This is a genomic window from Burkholderia cepacia (assembly GCF_001039005.1).
GTDB classification, from domain to species: Bacteria; Pseudomonadota; Gammaproteobacteria; order Burkholderiales; family Burkholderiaceae; genus Burkholderia; species Burkholderia theae.
Genome location: NZ_LDWR01000005.1, coordinates 77,112 through 101,859, shown reverse-complemented (window position 1 = coordinate 101,859; position 24,748 = coordinate 77,112). Strand labels below are relative to the sequence as shown.

Sequence of the window (24,748 nt, the reverse complement as noted above, 5' to 3'; positions counted from 1 at the left end):
ATGAACAGTAAGATTGCAATAATTGGGATAGCTTGTCGGTTTCCCGGGAGCGCAAACAATCTTGGCGACTTCTGGCAACTGCTGCGCGACGAACGCGACGCAGTCACCGAAATCCCCGCCGACCGCTTCGGCACCGATTTCTACCAGCACCCGTCCAAACGCGAACCGGGCAAGAGCTACACGTTCTCGGCCGGCGTCCTCGACAACGTCGCCGGCTTCGACGCCGCGTTCTTCGGCATTTCCCCGCGCGAAGCGGCCCAGATGGATCCGCAGCAGCGCCTGCTGCTCGAACTCGCGTGGGAAGCGTTCGAGGATGCGGGCGTGCGCCCGGCGGACATGCGTGGCAGCAACTGCGGCGTCTATGTCGGCGTCGCGGGCACCGACTACGGCAACCGCAACATGGACGATCTGAACGTGATCGATCCGTATTCGGCGACCGGCAATACGCTGAGCATCGCGTCGAACCGCGTGTCCTATCTGTTCGACCTGCGCGGCCCGAGCATGTCCGTCGACACGGCCTGCTCGTCGTCGCTCGTCGCACTCCACCAGGCCGTCCGCGCGCTGCAGTCCGGCGAAGCCGACACGGCGCTCGCGGGCGGCGTCAACCTGCTGCTGCACCCGTTCGGCTTCGTCAGTTTCTCCAAGGCGTCGATGCTGTCGCCGCGCGGCCGTTGTCGCGCGTTCGATGCGACCGGCGACGGCTACGTCCGCTCGGAAGGCGGCGCGTTCGTGCTGCTCAAGCCGCTCGATCGCGCGCTCGCCGATGGCGACACGATCCATGCGGTGATCGCCGGTTCCGGCGTGAACTCGGTCGGCCACTCGCCGGGTGGCATCAGCGTGCCGGGCGCGGCCGCGCAGGCGTCGCTGCTGCGCAGCGTATACGCGCGCGCGGGTATCGATCCGCAGTCGCTCGCGTACCTCGAGGCGCATGGCACCGGCACGGCGGTCGGCGATCCGATCGAGGCGCGCGCGCTGATCGACGTCGTGTCGGGCGAGCGCCCGGCGGATCGCCCGCTGCTGATCGGTTCGGTCAAGACCAACATCGGCCATCTCGAGACGGCATCCGGCATGGCCGGCCTGCTGAAGGCCGTGCTGTGCCTGAAGCATCGCGCGGTGCCGCGCTCGCTGCATTTCGTCACGCCCAATCCCGGCATCGATTTCGACGGCGGGCGTCTGCGCGTCGTCGATCGCTACATGCCGCTCGATGCGGGCGACGCGCCGCTGACGGTCGGCATCAACTCGTTCGGCTTCGGCGGAACGAACGCACACGTCGTGCTGACCGAGGCGCCGGCGGCGGTCGCAAAGGATGCGTCGACGGCTGTACAAGAACCGTCTCAAGCACCGTCTCCGCTCGTGCTGACCGCCCGCAGCGCGAACGCGCTCGGTGCGCTCGCGAGCCGCTATCTGGCAGCGCTCGAGAACGGCGCCGACTGGCAGGCGCTTGCTGCCGCGGCCGCACGTCGTCGCCAGTGGCTCGAGCATCGCGCGATCGTCGCGCCGGCCGACGTGGCCGCAGGGCGCGCGGCGCTCGCGGCGCTGGCGCAGCCGGCGCAGGAAGGGTTGCCGGCTTGCGTCGTGACCGGCCAGGCACCCGCCGACGCGCTGCGCACCGCGCTCGTGTTCTCGGGCAACGGTTGCCAGTGGGTCGGGATGGGCAACGAACTCTATGCGGAGAACGCCGTCTTCCGCGCGGCGCTCGACGAAGTCGACGCGCTGTGGTGTGCAGACGGCAGCCCGTCGCTGGTCGACGTGATGCGCGGCGGCCCGAGCGCGGAATGGCTGGCCGGTGCGGGCGCCGAATGGCTCGCCGCGACGGAGAATGCGCAGCCGCTGCTGTTCGCGATCCAGGTCGGCATGATCCGTGTGATCGACGCGCGCGGCATGCGATACGACGCGGCGATCGGCCATAGCGTCGGCGAAATTGCGGCGGCGTGGGTGACGGGCGCGCTGTCGCTCGCCGACGCGGTGCGCGTGATCAAGATCCGCAGCCGCGCGCAGGCGATGACGCGCGGCAGCGGCCGGATGGCGGCAGTCGGCATCGGCGAGGCGGCAGCACGCGAACTGATCGCGCGCCACGGGCTGGCGCGGCGCGTCGAGATCGCCGGCATCAACAGCCCGGATGCGGTGACGCTCGCGGGCGAACTGCAGGGATTGCAGGCGCTGGAGGCTGCGCTGCGCGGCAGCGGCAAGTTCTTCCAGATGCTGGATCTCGACTATGCGTTCCACAGCAGCCACATGGACCGCATCGAGCCGGTCGTGCTGGCCGAGCTGGCGAGCCTGCGGCCGCAACCGGGCAACGGCGCTTTCGTGTCGACCGTGACCGGCGGCGCGCTCGCCGGCAGCGAGCTCGATGCGCGCTACTGGTGGCGCAATATCCGTGAGCCCGTGCGCTTCGGCGACGGCATCGCGCATCTGATCGAGCAGGGTGTCCGGCTGTTCGTCGAGGTATCGTCGCATTCGATCCTGCGCACGTACGTGAAGCAGGCGTTCGCGGCCGCCGGCGCGACCGGCGTGGCGCTGCCGACGCTCAAGCGCGATCACGGCAGCGCGGCGACGCTGCGGCAAGCGATTCTCGCGGCGATCGCGCATGGCGCGAGCGTCGATCCCGACCGCTTCGCGCCAGGCACGTCGCGTGCGGCGCTGCCGTCCTATCCGTGGCAGCGCGACCGCTACTGGCTGACGCCGACCGCCGAAGGCTACGGCCTCGTCAATCGCCGTCGCGAGCACCCGTTGCTCGGCTATCGCCTGCACGAACACGCATTCGCGTGGGAAAACCAGCTCGATCCGGCGAAGCTGCCGATGCTGGCCGATCACGTTGTCGACGGCGGCGTGGCGTTCCCGGGTGCGGGATACGTGGAAATGGCGCTCGCCGCGGCACGCACCTTCTTCGATACGCCGGATGCGGCACTCGAAAACGTCGAGATTCGCATGCCGGTCGTGTTCCAGCCGCAGCAGGCGAAGCTGTTCCGGCTCGTGATCGAGCCGCGCACCGCGACCTTCACGATCGAGACGCGCGACCGGATGTCCGACGGCGGATGGACGCTGAACGTGACGGGGCGGATGCTGGAAAGCGGCAACGTGCTGGGTGCCGCGAGCGTCGTGCCGTCCGACGCGCTCGCTCGCCTGCTTGCGCTGCCGGCCGCTGACGGCGACACGCTGTACGCGAACACGGCGGCCATCGGCCTCGGCTACGGGCCGGCGTTCCGCTGGGTTCGCTCGGTGCGGGTCGCCGCTGACGACGACGCGGCGCTGGCCGACGTCGCCGCGCCTGCCGCATGCGGCGATGCGCGGGCGCTGTCCGCCTATCTGCTGCATCCGGCGCTGATGGACAGCGGGTTTCATCCGCTGTTCGCGTTGCTGGCGGCGCACGCGCGCGACGGCGAGCATCCGGCTTACGTGCCGGTGCAGATCGGCCGGGTCGACTATCTGCGCGGCGACGCGGTCGCACGGGTGCTCGCACGGATCGACCGGCGCAGCCCGCATTCGATCGTCGCGCATTTCGAATTCCTCGACGCACACGGCGCGATCGTCGCGCGGCTCGGCGGTTGCCGGTTCCGGCGCGTCGATCTCGTCGGCCGTCGGCAGAACCTGCCCGCGCGCTTCGTCTACCGCCTCGAAGAGGTGCCGCTGCCGAACGAAGTCGACGCAGCCGGTTTGCCGGCCCCCGACGCGCTGCTCGCGCAAGCCGTCGCGCGGCTCGATGCCGCCGAACAGGACGGCCGCCGCACGCAGCATCTGACCGAAATTCTGCCGCTGCTCGACGTGCTGGCGAGCCTCTACGTGCTTCGTGCATTCGATGCGCTCGGCGCATTCGCCGGCACGTGGCAGCCGGCGGCCGAGCGTGCGGCGCTTGCCACGCGTCTTGCCGACATGCTCGTCGAGGACGGTCTTGCCCATCGCGACGGCGATCGCGTCGTGCGCGACGATGCAGCGTGTGCGGCGCTGCCGCCGCTCGACGAGCTGTGGCGCGGGCTGCTGGCCGAGTCGCCGGGGCACGTGGCCGAGCTGACGCTGCTCGCGCATTGCGGCGCGGCGTTGCCCGACGTGCTGAGCGGTGCGAAGGATGGCGCACGTTTGCTGTCGCCGACCGGGCACAGCCTGGTCGAGCAACTCCTTGCCGCATCGCCGACCTGGCAGCACGTGCACGCACTGCTGACGGCCGGCGTCGAGCAGGCGGTCGACGCATGGGAACCGGCGCGCCGGTTGCGCGTGCTCGAACTGGGCGCGACGGACGGCGACGTGCTGCAGACGCTCGGCATGCATCTCGCGGCCGCGCGCTGCGATCACACGATCGCCGCGACGGCCGGCCAACTGGCCGGGTTCGACGCGGACGCGGAATCGGCGGTGCGCACGGTCGCACTGCAACCGGGCGAGCGGCTGTCGCTGGCGGCCGACGAAGCCGGCCCCTATGACCTGATCGTCGCGAACCGTGCGTTGAGCGGCCGTCAGGATGTGGCCGATGCGCTGAACGCGATGCGTTCGTGGCTCGCGCCGGGCGGATTGCTGCTGCTGGCCGAGTCGCGCCGCGGCCGCTTTTCCGACATCGTGTTCGGCTCGCAGGCGTCGTCGACGGAAGCCGGCGCGCCCGTGCCGCTGGCGCCGGCCGATCTCGATGCGGCGCTCGAGCGCGCGGGCTACGTCGACGTCGTGCGGCACGTCGAGCAGTCGCTCGACCTGGACGGCACGCCGACGTTCGTCATCGCGCGCAACCCCGCGAGCGCCGTGGCCGCGCAAGGCTGCGACGGCACGAACGATCTCGATACGCTGGCGCGCAGCGAGCAGTGGCTCGTGATGCACGCGCCGGATGCCGTCGGCGGTTTCGGCGGACGGCTGGCCGATGCGCTCGCGCACGCGGGTTATCCGGCCGAAATCGTGGACATCACGCACGCGGCCGATGCGATCGCGTCGTTGCCTGCCGGGCAGCCGGCGCATGTCGTGTTCTGCGCGCCGGAAGCGCCGCTGGCCGAATCGGCCACGGGAGACGGTCTGATGGCCGCGCAGCGCGACGGCGTGATCGCCCTTGCGGCGCTCGTGCGCGCGCTCGGCGCGCAGCCGAACGCGGCCACGCGGCTGACCGTCGTCACACGCGGCGGCGCGCCGTTCGCCGGTGCGGCGAACGCGCATCCGGAACAGGCGACGCTGTGGGGCCTCGGTCGCGTGCTGGCGAACGAGCATCCCGAACTCGCGTGCCGCCTGATCGACGTCGATCGCGCGGCGGACCGGATTCCCGACGCGCTGATTCGCGAGCTGACCGGCGCGGCGGTGGAGGAAGAAGTCGTCCTGAGCGCACACGGGCGGCTGGTGCCGCGCATGCTGACGGCCGCGCAGGCCGCGGCCCGCAATGACGGCGCGATCGCGCGCGCGGCCGTGCTCGCGTTCGATGCGCCGGGCTCGTTGCGCAATCTCGAATGGTTTGCGCTGCCCGAACGCGCGCTGGGCGCGGACGAGGTGGAAATCGAGCCGGTTGCGACCGGCCTGAATTTCCGCGACGTGATGTATGCGATGGGGCTGCTGTCCGATGAAGCGGTCGAGACCGGTTTCGCGGGCGCGACGATCGGCATGGAGCTGTCCGGCCGCGTCGTGCGGGTGGGCAGCGCCGTGACGGAATTCGCGCCGGGCGACGCGGTCCTCGGGTTCGCAGCGGCCTCGTTCGCGACGCGCGTCAGGACGCGCGCGCAAGCGATCGCGCTGAAACCCGAGCGCCTGTCGTTCGAGGAAGCGGCGACCGTGCCGACCACGTTCTTCACCGCGTATTACGCGCTCGTCGAACTCGCGCGGCTGCGTCGCGGCGAGCGCGTGCTCGTGCATGGCGGCGCGGGCGGCGTCGGCATCGCCGCGATCCAGCTCGCGCGCCACTTCGGCGCGGAAGTGTTCGCGACGGCGGGCAGCGACGAGAAGCGCGAGTTCGTGCGCCTGCTCGGCGCCGATCACGTGCTCGATTCGCGCAGCCTGGCGTTCGCGGACGACATCCGCGCGATGACGGGCGGCCAGGGCATCGACATCGTGCTGAATTCGCTCGCCGGCGAAGCCATGGTGCGCAGCATCGATACGCTGCGTCCGTTCGGTCGTTTCCTCGAACTCGGCAAGCGCGATTTCTACGAAAACAGCCATATCGGGCTCAGGCCGTTCCGCAACAACATCAGCTATTTCGGCATCGATGCCGACCAGTTGATGGGCGTGCTGCCGGAGCTGACGGCACGCCTGTTCGGCGAAGTGATGGCGCTGTTCTCGGCAGCGGCGCTGCATCCGCTGCCGTATCGCGCGTTCCCCGCCGAACGGGCCGAGGACGCGTTCCGCTACATGCAGCAGGCGCGCCAGATCGGCAAGGTGCTCGTGACCTATCCGTGCGGCACGCCGGCACCGACGCGCGGCATCACGGGCACGGGTTCGCTCGCGCTCGATCCGCATGGCGCGTACCTGGTGGTCGGCGGCACGGGCGGGCTCGGTTTCGCGAGCGCGCGCTGGATGGTCGAGCGCGGTGCACGCCAACTGACGCTGGCGAGCCGTTCCGGCGAACTCGCCGTCGCGGCGCGCGACGAAGTCGAGCGCTGGCGCGACACGCTCGGCGTCACCGTCGACGTCGTGTCGTGCGACGTGACCGACGCCGCGGCGGTCGACGCGATGATTGCCGCGATCGTCCGGCGCGACATCGCGCTCAAGGGCGTGCTGCATTCCGCGATGTCGATCGACGACGGCCTCGTGCGCAATCTCGACGATGCGCGCATGGCCGCGGTGCTCGCACCGAAGGTGGCCGGCGCGTGGAACCTGCATCGCGCGACGCGCGCGCTGCCGCTCGACCTGTTCGTGGTCTATTCGTCGGCGACGACCTATCTCGGCAATCCGGGGCAATCGAACTACGTCGCGGCCAACAGCTTCCTCGAGGCGCTCGTCGAACATCGCCGCGCGGCGGGTCTGCCCGGCATGTTCATGGCCTGGGGGCCGCTCGAGGACGTCGGCTTTCTCGCCCGTCACGCGGATACGCGCGAGGCGTTGCAGTCGCGGATCGGCGGCGCGTCGATCACGTCCGACGAGGCGATGATCGCGCTCGAACGGGCGCTGGTCGCGGGCGCGGCCGGCGAAGCCGTAGTCCGGCTCGACTGGCACGCGGTTGCACGCGGGATGCCTGCCGCGAAGGCGCGCCGGTATTCGCTGCTGCAATCGCATGCGAAGGGTGGCGATGCGCGCGACGGCGGCACGCAGTTGCGCGAGGAAGTGCTCGCGCTGCCACGCGACGAGGCGATCGCGCTGGTTGCCAGGACGCTGCAGGCGCAGATCGCGCGGATTCTGCACATGACGCCCGATCGCATCGCGCTCGACAAGTCGGTGCTCGACATGGGCATGGATTCGCTGATGGGGATGGAGCTCGGCCTCGCGGTCGAGGAAGCGTTCGAGGTCAAGCTGTCGGTGATGGCGATCGCCGAGGGCGCGTCCGTGACGACGCTGGCCGGACGCATCGTCGATTCGATCGGCGCGTCGGCCGATGCCGAAGCCGGCTCCGCGACCGATTCTGCAGACGACGCGGTCGCGGCACTCGCCGCGAAGCATGCGATCGACGGCGAAGCGCGCGCGATGCTCGATACCCGGGCGGCGCCCGTAGCAGGCCATGCGTCGCCGACGCTGGAGGTCGCCCGGTGAGCGCACCGACCGGCTGGGCGACCTGTCAGGGCACGCTGGCACGCCCGCTGACGATCGAGGGTCACGGGTTGCACACCGGGCGCCGGGTGGGCGTGCGGATTCTGCCCGGGCGTCCGGAAGACGGTGTGACGGGCATCGCGTTCCGTCGCGTCGAGCAGGGGCGCACGCTCGCGACGCTGCCGGTCGACCCCGCGCTGCGCCGCGCCCAGCCGCTCTGCACGATGCTGCGTAATGCCGACGGCGTCGGCGTTCGCACGATCGAGCATTTGCTCGCGTCGCTGCTCGCGTGCGAGATCGATCACGCGATCGTCGAGCTTGACGCAGAGGAAGTGCCGATTCTGGACGGCAGTGCAACGCCCTGGGTGGATGCCATCCGTGCGTGCGGCCGCGTCGCGCTCGACGCGCCGAAGCGCTTCATCCGCGTGCTGCGGCCCGTCGTCGTCACGGACGGCGAGGGCGACCAGCGGCGCGAAATGCGGATCGAGCCGGCACCGCGCTACGAACTGAGCGTGCGCAACGACCTGCGCGGCTTCGGCGACATGCACTGGGATGGTGCGCTGACGCCGGCCGCGTTCGCGACCGAAATCGCGCCGTCGCGCTCGTACGGGCGCGTGAAGTGGGCCGTTCCGGCGATCGTCGCCGGTTATCTGCGCGGGGTGCCGATCCTGCGCGGCGCGCGGCCGTCGTGCACCGCGTCGATCGTCGGCAATCGCGTGCTGGGCGGGATGCGGCTGCCGGAGGAGTTCGTCCGGCACCGCGTGCTCGACCTGGTTGGCGATCTCGCGCTGGCCGGCGCGCCGCTGCTGGCGCGCGTGAGCGCGTTGCGGCCGAGCCACGAGATGAATTTCCGATTGGTTGATGCGCTGCTGGCCACGCCCGATGCGTGGCAGTGGGCCGAGTTTTCCGACGCGTGACACCACGCTTTTTCAAAATGCGCGGCGTAACATAGCGTCTTTTCGAGATACAGCGAAGGAAGCAATGGCACTGGGAGAGCATCTTCGCCAGCAACTGGCGGCGAAAGCCCTGAAACGGCAACTGGAACGCGCGACCGATGCCGCCGCGGCGCCTGGCGTACCCGGCACGCCGGCTGCGCAGACCGCGTCGGCGCGCAGCCGCTTCGAATCGATGCCGCAGTATCAGCAGGTCCGGATCATGCGCGAGATGGGCGAGAAACTGCGGGTCGACTCGCCGTTTTTCCGCGTGCACGACGGCGTTGCCGGTGCGACGACGCAGATCGGCGGCCGCGAATACCTGAACTTCGCGAACTACAACTATCTCGGCCTCGCCGGCGATCCGGCGGTGTCCGCGCGGGCGAAAGCCGCGATCGACCGCTACGGCACGTCGGCATCCGCGAGCCGGATGGTCGCGGGCGAGCGCCCGGTGCAGCGCGACCTCGAGCGCGCGCTGGCCGCGTTCTACGAGACCGACGATTGCGTCGCGTTCGTGAGCGGCCACGCGACGAACGTGACCGTGATCGGCGCGCTGTTCGGCCCCGGCGATCTGGTGGTCCACGATGCGCTTGCGCACAACAGCATCGTGCAGGGCGCGCAGCTGAGCGGCGCGAAGCGGCTGAGCTTCGCGCATAACGACTGGCAGGCGCTCGACGACCTGCTGTCGCGCGTGCGCCGCGAATACCGGCACGTGCTGATCGCGATCGAAGGGCTGTACAGCATGGACGGCGATTTCCCCGACCTGCAGCGCTTCGTCGACGTGAAGACGCGCCACGGCGCATTCCTGCTGGTCGACGAGGCGCATTCGCTCGGCGTGCTCGGCGCGACCGGCAAGGGCATCCGCGAGCATTGCGGCGTCGCGCCCGACCAGGTCGACATGTGGATGGGCACGATGAGCAAGACGCTGGCCGGCTGCGGCGGTTTCATCGCCGGCTGCCAGCCGCTCGTCGACATGCTGCGCCATCTGGCGCCGGGTTTCCTGTACAGCGTCGGGCTGGCACCGACGCTCGCGGAAGCGTCGCTGGCCGCGCTCGAGCGCCTGCAGGCGGAACCGGAGCGCGTCGCGCGGCTGCAGGCGCGCGGGCGACAGTTCCTGACCGAGGCGCGCGCGGCCGGGCTGAATACCGGCACGAGTGCCGGATATGCGGTCGTGCCGGTCATCACCGGCAGCTCGCTGAAGGCCGCGCAGTGGGCGAATGCGATGTTCGACGAAGGGATCAACGTGCAGCCGATCTTCTATCCGGCCGTCGAGGAAAAGGCCGCGCGCCTGCGCTTTTTCATCTGCTCGACGCACGAGCCGGAGCAGATCAGCCGGACGGTCGCCGTGTTGTCGCGGCTCGCGGGACGCAGCGCATGACGCAGGCCGCCGCGGTTGCGCAAGCGGTCCCGCGCGCCGGCGAGCGTGTGCGGTTTCGCGCGGCCGGCGCGGACGACGCGGCCGCGTGCGCGCCGCTCGTGTTCGCGTCCGGCGTGGCCGAATTCGGCTTCTTTCTCGGCGAAAGCGACGCGCGCTGCATCGCTTTCCTGCAGCAGGCGTTCCGGTCGCGTTTTGGGCGCTTCTCGTGGCGCCGGCATCGCGTCGCGGTCGGGGAAGACGGCACGGTGCTCGCCGTGATGGCGATTCACGACGGGCAGCGGACGACGTTCGACGACGTGCATGTCGTGTGGGCGCTCGCGCGCTGCTTCGGCGTGCGCCGTACGATCGGCCAGTTGTTGCGCGGGCTGATCCTCGAAACGGAAATCCCGGCGCCGAAGCGTGCGCAGATCCTCGTCGCGCATTGCGCGACGCACGAGCGCCAGCGCGGCACGGGCCTCTTCAGCGCGTTGTTTCGCGACGCGCTGGACGCCGGTGCGTTGCCGGCCGACGGCAGCCGCGACATCGTGCTCGACGTGCTGACCCGCAACGTGCGCGCCCGCGCGCTGTACGAGCGGCTCGGGTTCGCCGCGCTGCCGCGTCTACGCGACCGCTCGCGCCGGCTGCCCGCCGAGCTCGATTCGATCCGGATGCGGTTATCGCGCGGCGCCTGACCGCGCGAACGGCGCCGGCCGCTACTTGTGGCGCGGGCTGAACGGCCGCTGCTCCACGTCGGCGCCGTGCGCGACGATCGCCGTGCCTTCGGGCACTTCCTCCCACGCGCCGCGCAGGTCGACGAGCGGCTCGGACACGACCATGAACGCGTCGTCGCCGGCTTCGGCGATGCGCGGGTTATGCGGATACAGCTCGTGCAGGTGCTTGAACGACGTGCTGTGGAACAGCGAACGCGATTGCCGTTCGCTGGAGTAGCGCACCGCGATGATCCGTTCGCCGTCGGTCGCGCAGATCGTCATGTTGAGCGGGTCGGCCACGCGATGCCGCGCGGCGGTTTCCTCGACCACGCCGACCATCCGCTCGAGCGCCGGCAGCGGCGTGTGCTCGAGGCCGTACGTCAGCGCGAGGCGGAACATCAGCTCGGAATCGGTCGAGCCTTCGAGCGTCGGGAACAGCGCGGGATCGACCTTCATCGTCAGGTCGCGGCGCAGCTTGTGGAAGTCGCGGATCAGCCCGTTGTGCGCGAACAGCCAGCGGCCGTGGCGGAACGGGTGGCAGTTGGTTTCCTGCACGGGCGTGTCGGTTGCCGCGCGAATATGCGCGATGAACATCCGCGAGCGGATCGCGCGCGCGGCTTCGCGAAGATTGCGGTCGTTCCACGCGGGATGCACGGAGCGGTAGCGGAACGGGAGTTCGTCGGGGTGCCCGTACCAGCCGATGCCGAAGCCGTCGCCGTTGGTGGTCGTGGCACCCAGCTCCGAATGCAGGCTCTGGTCGATCAGCGAATGCTTCGCGCGGAACAGCACGGTCTCGAGATGGATCGGATTACCCGTATAAGCGAGCCAGCGGCACATGGAGCGCTCCTTCACGATGGATCGTTCGCGCATGGTAGCCGACTTCGCGGCGCATCCGGGTCCGGGTGCGCCGCCGAATCTTCATACAACGCGTGCCCGCACGCGCGCTGCGCAACCGCCCGGCCAGGCGGCCGGGCGCCACGCAGCAGTCGTCATGCAACGGCTGTCACGCCCCGTCGCCGAGCGCGTCCATCACGCGCGCCGAATAGACGAGCGCCGCGCCCGCATTCAGCGCAATCGCGACGCCGAGCGCTTCCGCCACTTCCTCCTTGGTCGCGCCATGCTTCGCCGCTTCGGCCGTGTGCACGGCGATACAGCCGTCGCAGCGCGTGGTGACGGCCACCGCGAGCGCGATCAGTTCGCGTGTTTTTGCGTCGAGATGGCCCGTCTTGGCACCGGCGCCGGACAGCGCCTTGTAGCCGGCCAGCGTATCGGGCGACAGCTTGGCGATCTCGCCGATGCGCGTCGAGAGTTCCTTCCGGTATTCGTTCCAGTTCAGCATGATGCGTCCTTTCGAGTAGAGGTGAGGAGGGCGGCGGGCGCCGCGATCTCGGGCGATGCAGGGCTATTCTGATCGCTCGCGCTGAGGGTTTCGATACGCTAGAGTGTCAATTTTTAGCGCGATCGTCTCATGGATGCATTGAGTCAACTGCTGTCGCTGGGTCGCAGCCATGTCGAACTCGACGTGCGTTGCCTGCTCGACGGGCCGTTCGCGATGCCGCACGACCCATTGCCGCCCGGCGAGGCGGCGTTCCACCTGGTGCTGGCCGGAACCTGCCGGCTGCGTACCGCCGACGGGCGCACGCTGCAGCTCGACGACGGCGATTTCGTGCTGCTGCCCGCGGGCGGCGCGCACGACCTGCTCGATGCGGGAGCCGGCCGGTCGCGGGCCTTCGCGCCGCTGCGCGAATCGGGCACCGGCGGCGGCGCGGTGCTGCCGGTCAAGTCGAATCTCGACCCGGCCGAACCGGGCGGCGCGAGCGTGGATCTGCTCTGCGGACGGTTCGTCTATGCGCGCGGCGCCGGCGAGCTGCTGATGCGCACGCTGCCGCACGTGCTGCACGTCGGGTTGCGCGAGGCGTCGGGATTCGCGCCGCTGCAACTGCTGACGAGCGTGCTGCGCACCGAGGCATCGAATGTGCAGCCCGGCGCCGGTGCGATCGTCAACGCGCTCGGCCAGGCGCTGCTCGCGTATGCGTTGCGTGCGTATGGCCGCGGCGCGCGCGTGCCGTCCGGCTGGCTTGCGCTTGCGGCCGATGCGCGGCTCGGCCCGTCGGTCCAGGCCGTGCTGCAGGCGCCGGAGAAGCCCTGGACGGTCGAGTCGCTCGGCGGCGCGTCGGCGATGTCGCGCGCGACGTATGCGCGGCATTTCCGCGAGAAGGCCGGGATGAGCGTCGGCGCGTTCGTCGCGCAGATCCGGATGATGCATGCGTGCGCGCTGCTGCAGGACACGCAGCGCGGGCAGGCGGAGATCGGGCAGGCGGTCGGTTACCAGTCCGAGGCGGCCTTCGGCAAGGCGTTTCGTGCGGTGCTCGGCACGACGCCGGGGCGCTGGCGGCGCGCGCAGCGCGAAATGTAAGACTGCAAGCGCGGCCTCTTGGCGCGCGCCAAAGCTGCTACCATGCGCGAAACGTAGTTCAACGAAAACGATTTCGAACAAGAAGAAAGAGAGGGCAAAGTTATGAACCAGACCAGCATCCAGCAGCCGTCGTTCGCGTTCGTGGCCGCGTCGTGGGCCGCGCTGCTCGCCGGCTTCGCGGCATTCCTGATCGGACTCTGGAACGCCGGCATGCAGCTCAACGAGAAGGGCTACTACTTCACCGTGCTGGTGTTCGGCCTGTATGCGGCGATCTCGCTGCAGAAAAGCGTCCGCGACCGCGCGGAAGGCATTCCCGTCACGGGCATCTATTACGGCCTCAGCTGGATCGCGCTGCTGCTGTCGATCGCGCTGCTGATCGTCGGCCTGATCAACGCGACGCTGCAGTTGAGCGAAAAGGGCTTCTACGCGATGTCGTTCGTGCTCGCGCTGTTCGGCGCAGTGGCCGTGCAGAAGAACACCCGCGACCTGCAGAGCGCGAAGCCGCGCTTTACCGACTCCGATTCCACGTCGTCCGTCCAGGAGTGACGGCCCGCGAGGCGGGCGCCCAAGGGGCCGCCCGTTCGCGATGACGGCCGTGGGCGAACCGCATTCGCCGGTACGCCGCGGACTCCCCGCCGATTCGTTTCATCCATGCCGGTGCGCATGACGATGGAGATATTCAGGATGCCAGACATCACAGAAGAAACCGCACCGTGCACGCGCGCGGCCGCTCGTTCCGTGGCCGCGAAGGCCGCGCTCGTGCTGGAGACGAACAACCTGCGCGGCGGCGCCGGCCTCGCACAGGCCGTCGATAGCCTGAAGCGCCTCGTAGCGGCGCTGTCGAAGCAGACCGTGCCGCCGACGGCACTCGCGCAATGGATCATCACGCACGATGGCCTGCCCGCCGATGCGTGCGCGCAGATCGTCGCGCTTGCCGGCCGCCCGATCGACTTCGTCGAGATCGGCGCGAGCACCGGCTACTACGACGCGAAGAACGATGGGTTCGACCGCGTCGACGCGGCGCGCTGCGACATCGTCGTGTTCGGCGATGCCGATTGCCGGCCGGCCGACGACTGGCTCGAGCATCTGCTCGCACCATTCGCGCGCGACGCGGACGAGGCGCCCGTCGCGGTGGCGGGGCGCACCAGCTATGCGCCGAACGTGCTCGGCATCGCGCTGACGTCGATCGATTTCATGTATTTCCCGAGCCCGCTGCGCGACGGCGCGACACGTAATTTCTACGCGAACAACGTTGCGTTCCGGCGCGACGTGTTCGCGTCATTCCGCTACGAGCCGCTCGACGGCGTCTATCGCGCGCATTGCCAGGTGATGGGGCTGCGGATGCAGGCTGCCGGCGTGGCCATCGAATTCGCGCCGGACGCCCACACCGAGCATCGGCTGCCGGACACGCAGCGCGAATCGCTGAAGCTGCGCTGGATGCGTGGCGAGGACAGCGTCGCGCTGACGCCGTATCTCGTGAGCGCGTATCTGCCGCGCCACTGGCAGTGGTTCGGACGCAGCGGCCCGCTCGGTCCGTTCTGCGTGATGGCGATGCGACTCGGCTACAGCCTGCGCGCGCTCAATCGCCAGCAACTGCCGCGGCTCGGCGCCGCCCGCTATCTCGCGGCGGTCGGCGTCACGATCGTCGCGTCCGGCGTCGATACGCTCGGCGCGATCGCCCGCGGTTTCGGTCTCACCGGGCGCGCATCGGCCCGGCGCGATCTCGAAGCGCTGTCCTATCACCGTCATTGACACGGCGCCGCCACGACCGCCGACACCCCGCATCCATCCCGACGACGACCATGCCCTCACTCGCCACCCGTGTTGCCTGCCTCGCCCTGTTTGCCGCCAGCGCCGGCGCCCATGCCGCGCCGGTCGATCACGCGGGGCGCGGGATCTACCACTTCGCGTCGCAAAGCGGCTGCCCGTTCGCGAGCGCGGCCGCGACGGACTGCAATCGTGTCGCGCTCGATGCGCCCGACGTTCATGCCAGCATCGATACCGACGCGCATGCGATCGTGTTTTCGAGCGATGCGAATCGCCGCACGAAGGACGTGCTCGGCGACGTGCTGCTGCAGGGCACGGGCGTCGACGGCGACGGCCGGCGCGTGCCGTTGAGCGTGCACGTGCTGCTGCGTCGCGATGGTGCGAAGTGGGATCGCGACGTGTACGTTCATGCGCCCGTGCGCGGCAAGTTCACCGATGTCCGGATCGATCCGTATCGTGTGCGCGTGAAGGAGGGCGACGGCGAGCGTGACATGCTCACGCCGGACGAAACGCTTGCGCTGTTCGCGCATCCGTCGCTGGCATCGCGGCTCGCGCGCCATCTCGTGAAGGTGAGCGCGACCGATCCGAAGCAACCGTTGGCGGACGACATCACGATCGCGCTCGGCGTCGGCGGCCTGACAAAGTCGGTCGCGCGCGCGAGCTTCACGTCGAACGCACCGCATGATGCCGACGTCGAGCGCGCGCTCGCGTCCGGCACGTGGTCGATCCGTTTCGATGCGCTGAGCGATCACATTCCGGTGTGGGTCGCGCAGCGCGAGCTGTTCCTGTTCGGTCTCGACGGCAGCGCACTCGTGAAGGACGTGCGCGCGCGCGGCTTCAGGAAGAACGACCGGATCGAATTCGGCGCGCGCGACGGCAACGGCTATCTGCGCGTGAACGGACACGAGGAGGCATTCGCGGGCGCGGCCGCATCCGCGCATGCGTTCATGCAGGAAAGCTTCGTCGGCCTGATCCTCGGCTGGCGTCGCGATTCAATTGCTGCTGCGGCGGCCGCGACGAAATCCGCGTCCGCACGGGGCGTGCCCGCATGACCTCGGCGCGCGAACTGCCCGTTTCGCCGCAGGCGTCGCACGGCGAGCGCTTCGACTGTCTCGATGCGCCCGTGCCGCGTGGCGTGGCGCGGGCACGGGCCTATCTCGTCGATCGCATCAAGCGGGCGGCGCTCCGGCAGCTGCATCGCAGCCCGCATGGCGAGCGCTGGCTGTTGCGCATGTACCTGATCGGCGAAGAAGCGACCGAGTGCGCGCTGCACGAGGACTGGACCGGGCAGCCGCCGGACTGGCTTGCGCCGCGGATCGAGCAGCATCTCGCGGACGAGCACCGCCACGCGGCCGCGTTTGCCGATGCGCTGCGAGCGCGCGGCGTCACGCCGTCGACGGCGCCGCACGAACTCGACTGGCTGAGCCGGCGCAAGATCATCCGATGGCGGCGGCTCGCGCAGCGCCATGCGCCGCACTTCGCGCAAGGCAAGCTCGTGCCCGCCTATGCGGCGGGCCTGTGTGCGGAACAGATGGCGATGCGCGTGCTCGCGCGCCACTGCGAGACGATCGGCGCGGCGCATCCGTTGTATCCGCTGTTCGCGCGCGTGCTCGCCGACGAGACGCGGCACGTCCGGCTCTGCTCGGACACGCTGCGCCGTCTCGTTGCACCGTCCGAAGCCGCACATCTCGCCGCGTTGCTGGACGAGATTCGCGCGATCGAGGCCGGCTTCGGCGTGACGGGCGCACTGGCGATGTATGCGGCCGGCTGGCTCCAGTCGCTTCGTCCGCACGCATGATGCAGCGGATCGTCTATCTCGCGACGGCCGACGCGCGCGGCCACCTGATGCGTGCGCAACTGCTCGTGCATGCGCTGCGCGCGGCCGGTGCGCAGGTCGACGTGCTGACGACGTCCGATGCGGGGCAGGCATTCCTGTCGGCATTCGGCATCGACGCGGCCGTGCTGTCCCGTCACTACGCGGTGCAGTTCGACGAACGGCAGAACATGCTGCGCGATGCGACCGATCGCAACGTCGCGCACTACGTATTCAGGCCGACGCGCATGCTGCGCGACATCGCGCGGCTGCATGCGATCGTCCGCGATGCCGATCTCGTGATCAACGACTCGTTTCAACCGGCGCTGCTGTTCATGGGCGCGGTGCCGGGCTGGCGGCGTCGCATCGTTCACGTGTATGGCGGCAGTCTCCGCCGCGCGTTGACCGCGAACTTCGACGAGCGGCTGCCGCGCGCGCTGGCGCGTGCTTTCGCACGGATCGTCGACTGGCAGATCGATTCGGCGCTGGGCTGCATCGAGCACGACTTTGCGTACGACGTCCCTGACGATGCGCCGCGCTCGCACCTGCATTGCCGGCTGCCGACGCCGGTGCCGGTCGCCGTCGAACTGCCGGCTTCGGAGCCGGCTGCCGCGGCCATTTATCTGAACCCGCACTTTCGCGATGTCGCGATTGCCGATGCGCTGTCGGCCGGGATGCGCGACGCGGGGCTCACCGCGCACCGCGTGGGCGAGGGGTACGCCGGGCACGACGGCTGGACCGGCGTCGACGCGGACTGGTCGACGCGCGCCGCACATGCGCCGCTGATCGTATCGGCGCCCGGCATGGCCGCGCTGTCGATCGCGCGCGTGTATCGTCGCCCGATCCTGCTCGTGCTGACCGATCAGCCCGAGCAGGCGAGCAACGCCGCGCGCGCGGCACGGCTGCAACTCGTGCACCGCGTCGTCACGTGGCGCGGCGATGCGGCCGCGTTCCGGCACGAAGTCGGGCAGGCCGCAACCGAGCTGATGTGCAATCCCGGCACACCGGCGGGAACGATCGCCGGTCGCGAGCATGCGCATGCACGTGTGGATGCATGGACGTCGCGCGTCCTCGCGTTGCGCCCGCGGGCGCAGGCGATCGACGCCGATACGCGATGCGAGGCGCCGGCGCCGCGATGAACACGTTGTCGTTTCGAGACGAGCGCCGGCTCGATATCCGGCAGATGCTGGCCGCGACGTTCGGCATGGTTGCCGGCCTTGCGATCTTCCTTTTGCTGGAGCGCGGCGTCACGCCGCGCTATGTGTTCGCCACGGCGATCGATGCGCGGATTCCTTTCATCGCGTGGTCGTGGGCCATCTATGTCGGCTTCTTTCCGTTCGTGATTGCGCTTGCCGCGTATGCAAGGCCATCTGCGTTCGCCGCGTTCAAGGAGGCCGTGCTGATCGCGTTCGTGCTCGGTGTCGTGTCCTTCCTGCTGTTTCCGGAAGCGGTGCCGAGGCCGGATGTCGCGGAGATCGGCAATGCGTTCGTGCGCCAACGTCTTGCGCGCATGTGGCAGCTCGATTTCGCGGCCAACGGTTTTCCGAGCCTGCACGTTGCGGTGACGTGCCTCGCCTGCCGGATGCTCGCGGACCGGCGCCGGATCGTGGCAACGGCGATCGGGCTGCTGATCTGTACGTCGACGTTGACGCTCAAGCAGCATACGGTTGCCGATGTGCTGGGCGGCGTGGCGCTCGCGATGGCCAGTGCGCTGTGGGTCGAGCGCCGTTCGCTGCGCAGGAGGCTCGCGTGACGGATGCCCAGGTTCATCACGCCGGATCGAACGCCGAGCTCGCGCGGTTCGTGCCCGATCCCGCGCTGTTTCGCGTGAACGCGTCGCGCATCGGCGCGGCGCTGGCAGGCGACTGGCTGATGATTGCCGCCGCGTTCGCGGTTGCGATCGCATTCCCGCATCCGCTCGTGTACGCGGTTGCCGCGATCGTGATCGCGCGCAGCCAGCTCGCGCTCGCGGTGATGATGCACGAAGGCGCGCACGGGTTGCTGGCACGGAACCGGCGCGTCAACGACGCGTTGGGCCAGTTGTTTGCGGCCGGCCCGCTGTGGCTGTCGCTGCGCACGTATTGCGCGGGCCATCTGAAGCATCATCGCGCGCCGATGCAGTCGGACGATCCCGTCGCGCTGCTGTTCGGCGTTCACGACTATCCGGTGACGCGCGGGCGGCTGGTCGGCCGCCTGCTCGCCTACGCGTGCGGGATCGGCTACGTGACGAGCGTCGTGAAGCTCGCGCGCGGTGAGTTTGCGCATGCGTTGCCGAAGGTCGGCAAGTCGCGCGCGTATGCCGCGTGGGAAGTCGCATCGATGCTGGCCGGCAACGGCGTGCTGTTCGGCGCGCTCGCGCTGGCCGGGCATCCTCTGCTGTACGTCGCGTTGTGGATCGTGCCGTCCGTCACGCTGTTGCCGCTCGCCGGGCAGGTGCGCGCGATCTTCGAGCACGCCGGGCTGCCGGCTGGCGCGGACCAGAGCCGCAACGCGCGCACGATCGTCCGGCGTTCGTGGCAGACGTTCCTGTTCGGCCCGCACGCGATTCATTTCCATATCGAACATCACCTGTTCACGCGGATGCCGTTCCATAACCTGCCGATCGTGCACCGGCAACTCGCGCAGCGGCAGTTGCTGCCGGACGGCAATCTGTACGCGGGATACGGTGCGGTGCTGCGCGACGTGAGCGTGCGCTGACACGTCGTCCGGCGCCGCATGCCCATCTTCCAGGAGCAAAAAAGTGAGAGTCGATTTCAAGCCGCGGATCCTGCATCGGGCGGTGCTTGCCGTGGCGCTCGCGATGCTGGCGGCCGGCGCGTGCGCCCAGACGGACCCTGCGGCGGCAACGCCCGCGAAGACCGATGCGCCGGCCGTCATCGCGGTCGGGAACGGGCCGGCCGGCATCGCGTTCGGGCCGGACGGCAAGCGCCTGTACGTCACCAGCAACAGCGACAACACGGTCGCGGTGATCGACGTGGCGGCCGGGCAGCGTATGCGCGATCTGGGCGATCGACCGGCGAAGCCAGCCAAGGATGGGTGTCCTGACAACTTTTGTCGCGGGATGGGGGCGACGGGTATCGCGATCGCTGCCGACGAACGCCATGCGTACGTCAGCTCGATGCGTCCCGATTCGCTGGCGCAGCTCGATCTCGACAGCGGGCGTGTCGATGGCGTCGCGAAGGTGCAGCGTTTTCCGCAGGCCGTCGCGGTGTCGCCGGACGGCACGCGCGCGTATGTGCTCAACGTGGTCGCCAATTCGGTATCCGTCGTCGATCTCGCGACCTTCCGCACGCTCGGCAAGCCGATTGCGCTGAGCGGCGGGAACGCCGGCAACCAGCCGTTCGGGCGGCCTGCCGCGCTCGCGTTGTCCGCGGACGGCCGGCGCCTGTTCGTCACGAACGGCGTGGCGGGCGGCATCGATGCCTTCGATACGCAGACGCGCGCGCAGGTCGGCACGATCGCCGATGCCGACGCATACGACGTTGCGGTCGAACCGCGTTCCGGCGATCTGGTCGCGCTGTTTCGCGACGGCATCGCAGCCTATGACGCGAACACGTTGCGGCCGCGTCAGGCCGCGCAGTATTGCCGCGCGCTGACGAGCTATCGCTTCGCGTTCAGCCCGGACGGCCACACGGTGGCTTTCACGCTGCCGCAGGAGAACACCGTGCTGGTCGCCGATCGCGCGACGGGCATGCTGCGCGCGGCATATCGCACCGGCGAATGGCCGCTCGCGCTGACGTTCAGTCCGGACGGCAGCCGGCTCGCGGTGCTCAATGCGAGCCAGGACGGCAGCGTGTCGCTGTTCGATGTGCGCGATCCGGGGCGATTGGCCGACTATGTCGCCGCCAACGGCGAGCTGTTCTGCCAACCAGCTGCGCAGGCCGCGTCGCAGTGAACGACAGGAATCGTCCGGCTGGCCCGCGCGATGCGCGTACCGGCAGCCGGCGTGAATGGAACGGGTAAGGAGAAGAGGATGATCCGGAATGCGAACGGGTTGGGCGTGCGCATCGCGACCTGCGCGGCCGTGGCCGTGCTGCTGAGCGCATGCGGCAATTTTCCGCTGGCGGGCGGGCCGTCGCTCGAATGGGTAGCCGGCACGCCGGGTTCGGAAGGCAATCTCGACGGCACCGGCGCGGCTGCGCGTTTCGCCGGCGCCCTGCGGCTGCATGTCGATCGTGACGGCGGCGTGCTCGTGGTGGACAAGTACGCGTCGACGGTGCGGCATATCGATGCGCAGGGCCATGTGACGACGCTGGCCGGCCGCAGCGGCGTGCGCGCGTATCAGGACGGCGTATCGTCTGCCGCGCGCTTCGACCAGCCCGGTGACGCCGTACGTGCGCCGGACGGCACCGTCTACGTGGCCGACGCCGGCAATTCGCTGGTGCGCGCGATCCGGCCGGACGGCACCGTCGTGACGATCGCGGGCGTGCCCGGCAAGTCGGGCGATGCCGATGGTCCGCGCGGGGTCGGCCAGCTCGATCAACCGGACGCCGTCGCGCTCGACGGGCAGGGCCGGCTCTGGACGCTCGAACAGTACTCGGGCCATTTGCGTATCGTCGGCGCGGACGGATCGGTGGCGACGTGGAAGCAGCCCGACGGCGATTGCATGCCGACGCGGATCCGCGCGATCGCGGCGAGCCCGGATGGCGCGATCTGGATCACCGACGGCAAGACGTTCGGCCGTGTGACGCCGACCGGTTATACGCCGCTGCCTTCATGCAAGGCCGCCGACGCGTCGGACGTGGCGGCGGCTGCGAGCGACGCAGCCGCCGCTGCCACGCGCGTGCCGCCCGAACCCGGTCCGGTCGCCGCATTGGCCGGCAGCGTGCCGTTCATCGGCGCGGCGCCGGCCAGCGAGACTGACAAGAACACCGAAGCAAGCGACGCACATGACGATCCCGACTACATCGCACTTGCGTTCGACGGCGCGGGACAGATGATCGCGGCCAGCGCACGTTCGATCGTGACCGTCGGCGCCGACGGCAAGCCGAGCGCGACCGTGCGCATCGCGCAGCCGACGTTGCGCCGCGGCCGCTTGGACGATCGCGACCTGACGTCGCTGGCGATCGACGGATCGGGCCGCCGGCTGGTGACGACGGGCAGCGGCGAGGTCGTGCTGCAGGCGGCGCCGGACGGCCGCCTGCTCGCGTACGCGGGGGTGAGCAATCGCAGCGATGCGCTGCTGGTGACCGACACGGCCGACGCGAAGGCCGTGCCGTTGCCGGGATCGGTCGACGACGACTTCGCGGTTGCCGCCGACGGCACGATCTACTACGTCGACCGGCTCGACGACGCGATCTACCGGATCGCGCCGGACGGCAAGGGCGAGCTGTGGGCAGGCGCGCCGGACGACAAGGGGCGCAGCGACGGGCCGCGCTTGAGCGCGCGCTTCCGCTATCCGTCGGGGCTCGCACTGGATGCGTCGGGCAACCTGTATGTCGCGGACAGCGGCAATGCGCTGATCCGGCGCATCGATCCGCAGGGCAACGTGCAGACGGTGAGCGGCAAGGTCAGCGACGAGACGCGGGTCGACGGCCCGTTCGCGCAGGCGACGTTCTGGCGGCCGCGCTACCTGCGTTTCGACCGCGATGGCCGGCTGTACGTGCTCGACGACAGTCCTTATGTCGCGGGCCACGGCGCGAGCATCCGCCGGCTCGATTTCTCGACGGGAACGGTCGCGACGGTGGCGCGCGAGGCGCAGCAGTACAAGATTCCGCGCGAAGACGTCGAGCGTTTCGTCGCGAGCCGGCGACGGCCAGGCAGCTATGAAGATCTGGCGATCGGCCCGCAAGGACAGCTCTACGTGCTGAGCCGCGATGTGATCTGGCAGATCGATCCCGCAACCGGCGCCCACCGGATCCATTTCCTGCCCGGGCCGTGGCCGGCCGCGGAGCACGCGTACTACGGCGCGCTTGCGAATGCGAAGTCGCGCGACGAGGAGGACCGGCTGACGAACAACCTGATCAGTTGCGACTGGACGTGGTGCATGCCCGACCGGATCGCGGCCGATGCAAGCGGCAACGTGTACGTGAGCGACAGCGGGAACCATACCGTGTTGCGGATCGACGCGAAGGGCGATGCGGCGGTGATCGCCGGGCAACTCGGGTCGCGCGGCAATCGGCCCGGCGCGTTGCCGGGGTCGCTGAATCGACCGTCGGGGATGGTCGTCACGCCGCAAGGCGATCTGTTCGTCGAAGTCGGGGAGGCGGGGATCGTGCGATTGCGCGCGCCGGGAGCAGCGGCGGGGCAGGTGCCGGTTGCGGCGGCGACGTCCGACGGGGCCGTGGCGGCGAATGCGCGTCAGCCGTGATGGACAGGGTGATTGTGGCTTGTTTGCAGGCGCGTGGGCCGTAGCGATGGCCAGTGCTGGGCGCGAGCCGAAGGAACAGGGGCTTGGCATTGCTGTCGAGCCCCTTCTTGCATCCTGCTAGGCGATGAGCCTTGAGTCATCCGGCGCGTCGGGAAGGATGCCGGATGCTTGCGTATTCGATCGGAACTGAGAAGTCGAAATTGCGAATTCGACGCGCAGAAAGCAGACGCAAAAAAGCCTCCGCGCGGGAGGCTTCAATTACAACTATCTAAAAGATAGATGGTAGGGTGGGAGGGACTCGAACCCTCGACTCTCTGATTAAAAGTCAGATACTCTAACCAACTGAGTTACCACCCCACGTGCTCAAAAACTGCTCGAGAACCGGGAAACGACGGCGTCAGACTGTTGACTGTGCGTATCCCGGTGAAGTCCGCTGCTCCATCAACTGCAGCCGACGACCCGAAGAGCAAAAGATTATAGCGACGGATTGTTAGTGCGTCAACAATCCGCCACGATAATTATTTGATCGTTTCGAGCTTGCCCTGTGCCGTCTGCGCCGCGTTCGACCCGGCGTACTGCGAAACAACCTGCTCGAACGTCTTCTTTGCGGCCGCCTTCTGGCCTTGTTCGAGCTGGTTCGTACCGATCGCCACGAGCGCGTCGGCCGCGCGCGGGTGCTGCGGGAACTTGCTGACGATCCCTTGCCACGTCGCAGTCGAACCGCGGTAGTCGCGCAGCGCGTATTGCGCGTTGCCGAGCCAGTACTGCGCGGTCGGCTGGTAGGGGCTCTGCGGATACTTCGCGATGAAGCTGCGGAACGAAGCCGCCGCCGCCTTGAAGTTGCCGTTGCGGAACTGCTGCTGCGCCGCGCTGAGCGCATCCGTCTCACCCGGCTGCACGGTGCCTTCGACGCCGTCGATCGTCGCCTGCTGCGGCTCGAACTTCTTGAGCCGCGTGTCGAGATCCTGGTAGTACTCCTTCTGCTGCCGCTCGAGCGTCGTCAGCCGGTTCGTCAGGTCCTCGTTCTCGCCGCGCAGTGTCGCGACCTGCTGGTTCAGCTGGTCGAGACGGCTGGTTTGATCGAGGATCGTACGCTGGGCGGCCGACAGCTGGCTTGCCAGGTTGTCGGTCTTGCTGCGCAGGTCGAGCACGGCGCGGCGCGCTTCGTTGTCGTCGAACACGCCGGCGTGCGCCGGCGCGGCCGACCACGCCGCGCCCGCGACGCAGATTGCTGCGGCAACGCGCAGCCAGGATACACGGTGCGTCATACGGCGATTCTTCCGTTACTTACTGTTGGTAGACGAGGTCGGCGCGACGGTTCTGCGCCCACGATGCTTCGTCGTGACCCGTTGCCTGCGGCTTTTCCTTGCCGAGGCTCACGGCTTCCATTTGCGAATCGGACACGCCGAGCAGTGCCATCGCACGGCGGACGGCTTCCGCACGCTTCTGGCCCAGCGCGAGGTTGTACTCGCTCGTGCCGCGTTCGTCGGTGTTGCCCTGGATCAGCACGTGGCGCTGCGGGTGGCTCTTCAGGTACTGAGCGTGTTGCTGCATCAGCGACTGGTAGTCGTCCTTCACCGAATAGCTGTCGAAGTCGAAGTAGATGCTGCGCTTCGCGAGCGGGCTGTTCGGGTCGTTCAGCGGATCGACGTTCACTTGCGCGACGTTGTCGGCGCTCGGCTGCGTGCTTACCGCACCCGCGTTGTTTGCCTTGTCGTCGAGCTTCACGCCCGACTTGCACGCTGCGAGCGCGCTGATCATCATCACGGCCAGGGCCAGACGAGCTTTATTCGACATCATGGTTACTCTCC

Annotated in this window: 18 protein-coding genes and 1 tRNA gene; 14 read left to right on the top strand and 5 right to left on the bottom strand. The window is 69.1% G+C overall.

Annotated features, from left to right (window positions below; genetic code table 11):
• The 4 genes from VL15_RS02320 to VL15_RS02305 all read left to right on the top strand — a co-directional run bounded on the left by VL15_RS02320 (position 1) and on the right by VL15_RS02305 (position 10,613).
• Positions 1-7,635 (top strand): type I polyketide synthase, encoded by a 7,635-nt coding sequence (locus tag VL15_RS02320; RefSeq protein WP_048242904.1) that lies wholly within the window; start codon positions 1-3, stop codon positions 7,633-7,635.
• On the top strand, positions 7,632-8,549 hold the full coding sequence (locus VL15_RS02315; protein ID WP_048242903.1) for a UDP-3-O-acyl N-acetylglycosamine deacetylase: 918 nt from the start codon (positions 7,632-7,634) through the stop codon (positions 8,547-8,549). Before VL15_RS02320 ends, VL15_RS02315 begins: the two co-directional genes overlap by 4 nt.
• Positions 8,550-8,613: 64 nt before the next feature.
• Entirely contained in the window at positions 8,614-9,942 is a 1,329-nt protein-coding gene (locus VL15_RS02310; protein WP_048242902.1) for an aminotransferase class I/II-fold pyridoxal phosphate-dependent enzyme, read from the top strand.
• Complete coding sequence (locus tag VL15_RS02305) at positions 9,939-10,613, top strand: GNAT family N-acetyltransferase (RefSeq protein WP_048242901.1); 675 nt, start codon at positions 9,939-9,941, stop codon at positions 10,611-10,613. Before VL15_RS02310 ends, VL15_RS02305 begins: the two co-directional genes overlap by 4 nt.
• A 21-nt stretch (positions 10,614-10,634) precedes the next feature.
• On the opposite strand, the gene VL15_RS02300 is transcribed toward VL15_RS02305, so the two are convergent.
• Both VL15_RS02300 and VL15_RS02295 read right to left on the bottom strand, forming a co-directional pair.
• The gene (locus tag VL15_RS02300; RefSeq protein WP_048242900.1) at positions 10,635-11,468 is read right to left on the bottom strand and encodes a class II glutamine amidotransferase; all 834 of its coding nucleotides are present in this window, start codon (positions 11,466-11,468) and stop codon (positions 10,635-10,637) included.
• A gap of 166 nt (positions 11,469-11,634) precedes the next feature.
• On the bottom strand, positions 11,635-11,970 hold the full coding sequence (locus VL15_RS02295) for a carboxymuconolactone decarboxylase family protein (protein ID WP_048242899.1): 336 nt from the start codon (positions 11,968-11,970) through the stop codon (positions 11,635-11,637).
• A 129-nt stretch (positions 11,971-12,099) separates the two neighbouring features.
• On the opposite strand from VL15_RS02295, the gene VL15_RS02290 reads away from it, so the two are divergent.
• The 10 genes from VL15_RS02290 (at position 12,100) to VL15_RS02245 (ending at position 22,937) form a co-directional block, all read left to right on the top strand.
• On the top strand, positions 12,100-13,047 hold the full coding sequence (locus VL15_RS02290; RefSeq protein ID WP_048242898.1) for a cupin domain-containing protein: 948 nt from the start codon (positions 12,100-12,102) through the stop codon (positions 13,045-13,047).
• 102 nt (positions 13,048-13,149) lie between these two features.
• The gene (yiaA, locus tag VL15_RS02285; protein ID WP_048242897.1) at positions 13,150-13,593 is read left to right on the top strand and encodes an inner membrane protein YiaA; all 444 of its coding nucleotides are present in this window, start codon (positions 13,150-13,152) and stop codon (positions 13,591-13,593) included.
• 138 nt (positions 13,594-13,731) lie between these two features.
• Positions 13,732-14,799 carry a glycosyltransferase gene (locus tag VL15_RS02280; protein WP_048242896.1) on the top strand — a complete coding sequence of 356 codons (1,068 nt, stop codon included), beginning with the start codon at positions 13,732-13,734 and terminating at the stop codon, positions 14,797-14,799.
• 50 nt (positions 14,800-14,849) lie between these two features.
• Positions 14,850-15,866 (top strand): hypothetical protein, encoded by a 1,017-nt coding sequence (locus tag VL15_RS02275; RefSeq protein ID WP_048242895.1) that lies wholly within the window; start codon positions 14,850-14,852, stop codon positions 15,864-15,866.
• Entirely contained in the window at positions 15,863-16,612 is a 750-nt protein-coding gene (locus VL15_RS02270) for a hypothetical protein (protein ID WP_048242894.1), read from the top strand. The genes VL15_RS02275 and VL15_RS02270 overlap by 4 nt, the downstream gene beginning before the upstream one ends.
• A complete protein-coding gene (locus tag VL15_RS02265) occupies positions 16,609-17,766 on the top strand; it encodes a hypothetical protein (RefSeq protein ID WP_048242893.1) in 1,158 nt (385 codons plus the stop codon). The genes VL15_RS02270 and VL15_RS02265 overlap by 4 nt, the downstream gene beginning before the upstream one ends.
• The gene (locus VL15_RS02260) at positions 17,763-18,380 is read left to right on the top strand and encodes a phosphatase PAP2 family protein (RefSeq protein ID WP_048242949.1); all 618 of its coding nucleotides are present in this window, start codon (positions 17,763-17,765) and stop codon (positions 18,378-18,380) included. Before VL15_RS02265 ends, VL15_RS02260 begins: the two co-directional genes overlap by 4 nt.
• The gene (locus VL15_RS02255; RefSeq protein ID WP_048242892.1) at positions 18,377-19,324 is read left to right on the top strand and encodes a fatty acid desaturase family protein; all 948 of its coding nucleotides are present in this window, start codon (positions 18,377-18,379) and stop codon (positions 19,322-19,324) included. Before VL15_RS02260 ends, VL15_RS02255 begins: the two co-directional genes overlap by 4 nt.
• A 43-nt stretch (positions 19,325-19,367) precedes the next feature.
• Positions 19,368-20,522, top strand: coding sequence for a beta-propeller fold lactonase family protein (locus VL15_RS39020; protein WP_053077560.1), 1,155 nt, complete (start codon positions 19,368-19,370; stop codon positions 20,520-20,522).
• Between the two features lie 78 nt (positions 20,523-20,600).
• Positions 20,601-22,937: a hypothetical protein gene (locus tag VL15_RS02245; RefSeq protein WP_048242891.1), complete on the top strand. Its 2,337-nt coding sequence runs from the start codon at positions 20,601-20,603 to the stop codon at positions 22,935-22,937.
• Between the two features lie 280 nt (positions 22,938-23,217).
• On the opposite strand, the gene VL15_RS02240 is transcribed toward VL15_RS02245, so the two are convergent.
• The 3 genes from VL15_RS02240 to pal all read right to left on the bottom strand — a co-directional run bounded on the left by VL15_RS02240 (position 23,218) and on the right by pal (position 24,737).
• Positions 23,218-23,294: transfer RNA gene (locus VL15_RS02240), tRNA-Lys, on the bottom strand.
• A 161-nt stretch (positions 23,295-23,455) separates the two neighbouring features.
• Positions 23,456-24,205: a tol-pal system protein YbgF gene (gene ybgF / locus VL15_RS02235; RefSeq protein ID WP_048242890.1), complete on the bottom strand. Its 750-nt coding sequence runs from the start codon at positions 24,203-24,205 to the stop codon at positions 23,456-23,458.
• Positions 24,206-24,224: 19 nt separating this feature from the next.
• Complete coding sequence (gene pal / locus VL15_RS02230) at positions 24,225-24,737, bottom strand: peptidoglycan-associated lipoprotein Pal (protein WP_048242889.1); 513 nt, start codon at positions 24,735-24,737, stop codon at positions 24,225-24,227.
• Positions 24,738-24,748: the final 11 nt, after the last annotated feature.

Bases quoted from the DNA above. Each gene is read 5' to 3' on its own strand.
- VL15_RS02320 (WP_048242904.1), top strand. From the start codon at position 1: ATGAACAGTAAGATTGCAATAATTGGGATAGCTTGTCGGTTTCCCGGG.
- VL15_RS02310 (WP_048242902.1), top strand. From the start codon at position 8,614: ATGGCACTGGGAGAGCATCTTCGCCAGCAACTGGCGGCGAAAGCCCTG.
- VL15_RS02305 (WP_048242901.1), top strand. From the start codon at position 9,939: ATGACGCAGGCCGCCGCGGTTGCGCAAGCGGTCCCGCGCGCCGGCGAG.
- VL15_RS02300 (WP_048242900.1), bottom strand. From the start codon at position 11,468: ATGTGCCGCTGGCTCGCTTATACGGGTAATCCGATCCATCTCGAGACC.
- VL15_RS02295 (WP_048242899.1), bottom strand. From the start codon at position 11,970: ATGCTGAACTGGAACGAATACCGGAAGGAACTCTCGACGCGCATCGGC.
- VL15_RS02290 (WP_048242898.1), top strand. From the start codon at position 12,100: ATGGATGCATTGAGTCAACTGCTGTCGCTGGGTCGCAGCCATGTCGAA.
- yiaA (WP_048242897.1), top strand. From the start codon at position 13,150: ATGAACCAGACCAGCATCCAGCAGCCGTCGTTCGCGTTCGTGGCCGCG.
- VL15_RS02280 (WP_048242896.1), top strand. From the start codon at position 13,732: ATGCCAGACATCACAGAAGAAACCGCACCGTGCACGCGCGCGGCCGCT.
- VL15_RS02275 (WP_048242895.1), top strand. From the start codon at position 14,850: ATGCCCTCACTCGCCACCCGTGTTGCCTGCCTCGCCCTGTTTGCCGCC.
- VL15_RS02270 (WP_048242894.1), top strand. From the start codon at position 15,863: ATGACCTCGGCGCGCGAACTGCCCGTTTCGCCGCAGGCGTCGCACGGC.
- VL15_RS02265 (WP_048242893.1), top strand. From the start codon at position 16,609: ATGATGCAGCGGATCGTCTATCTCGCGACGGCCGACGCGCGCGGCCAC.
- VL15_RS02260 (WP_048242949.1), top strand. From the start codon at position 17,763: ATGAACACGTTGTCGTTTCGAGACGAGCGCCGGCTCGATATCCGGCAG.
- VL15_RS02245 (WP_048242891.1), top strand. From the start codon at position 20,601: ATGATCCGGAATGCGAACGGGTTGGGCGTGCGCATCGCGACCTGCGCG.
- ybgF (WP_048242890.1), bottom strand. From the start codon at position 24,205: ATGACGCACCGTGTATCCTGGCTGCGCGTTGCCGCAGCAATCTGCGTC.
- pal (WP_048242889.1), bottom strand. From the start codon at position 24,737: ATGATGTCGAATAAAGCTCGTCTGGCCCTGGCCGTGATGATGATCAGC.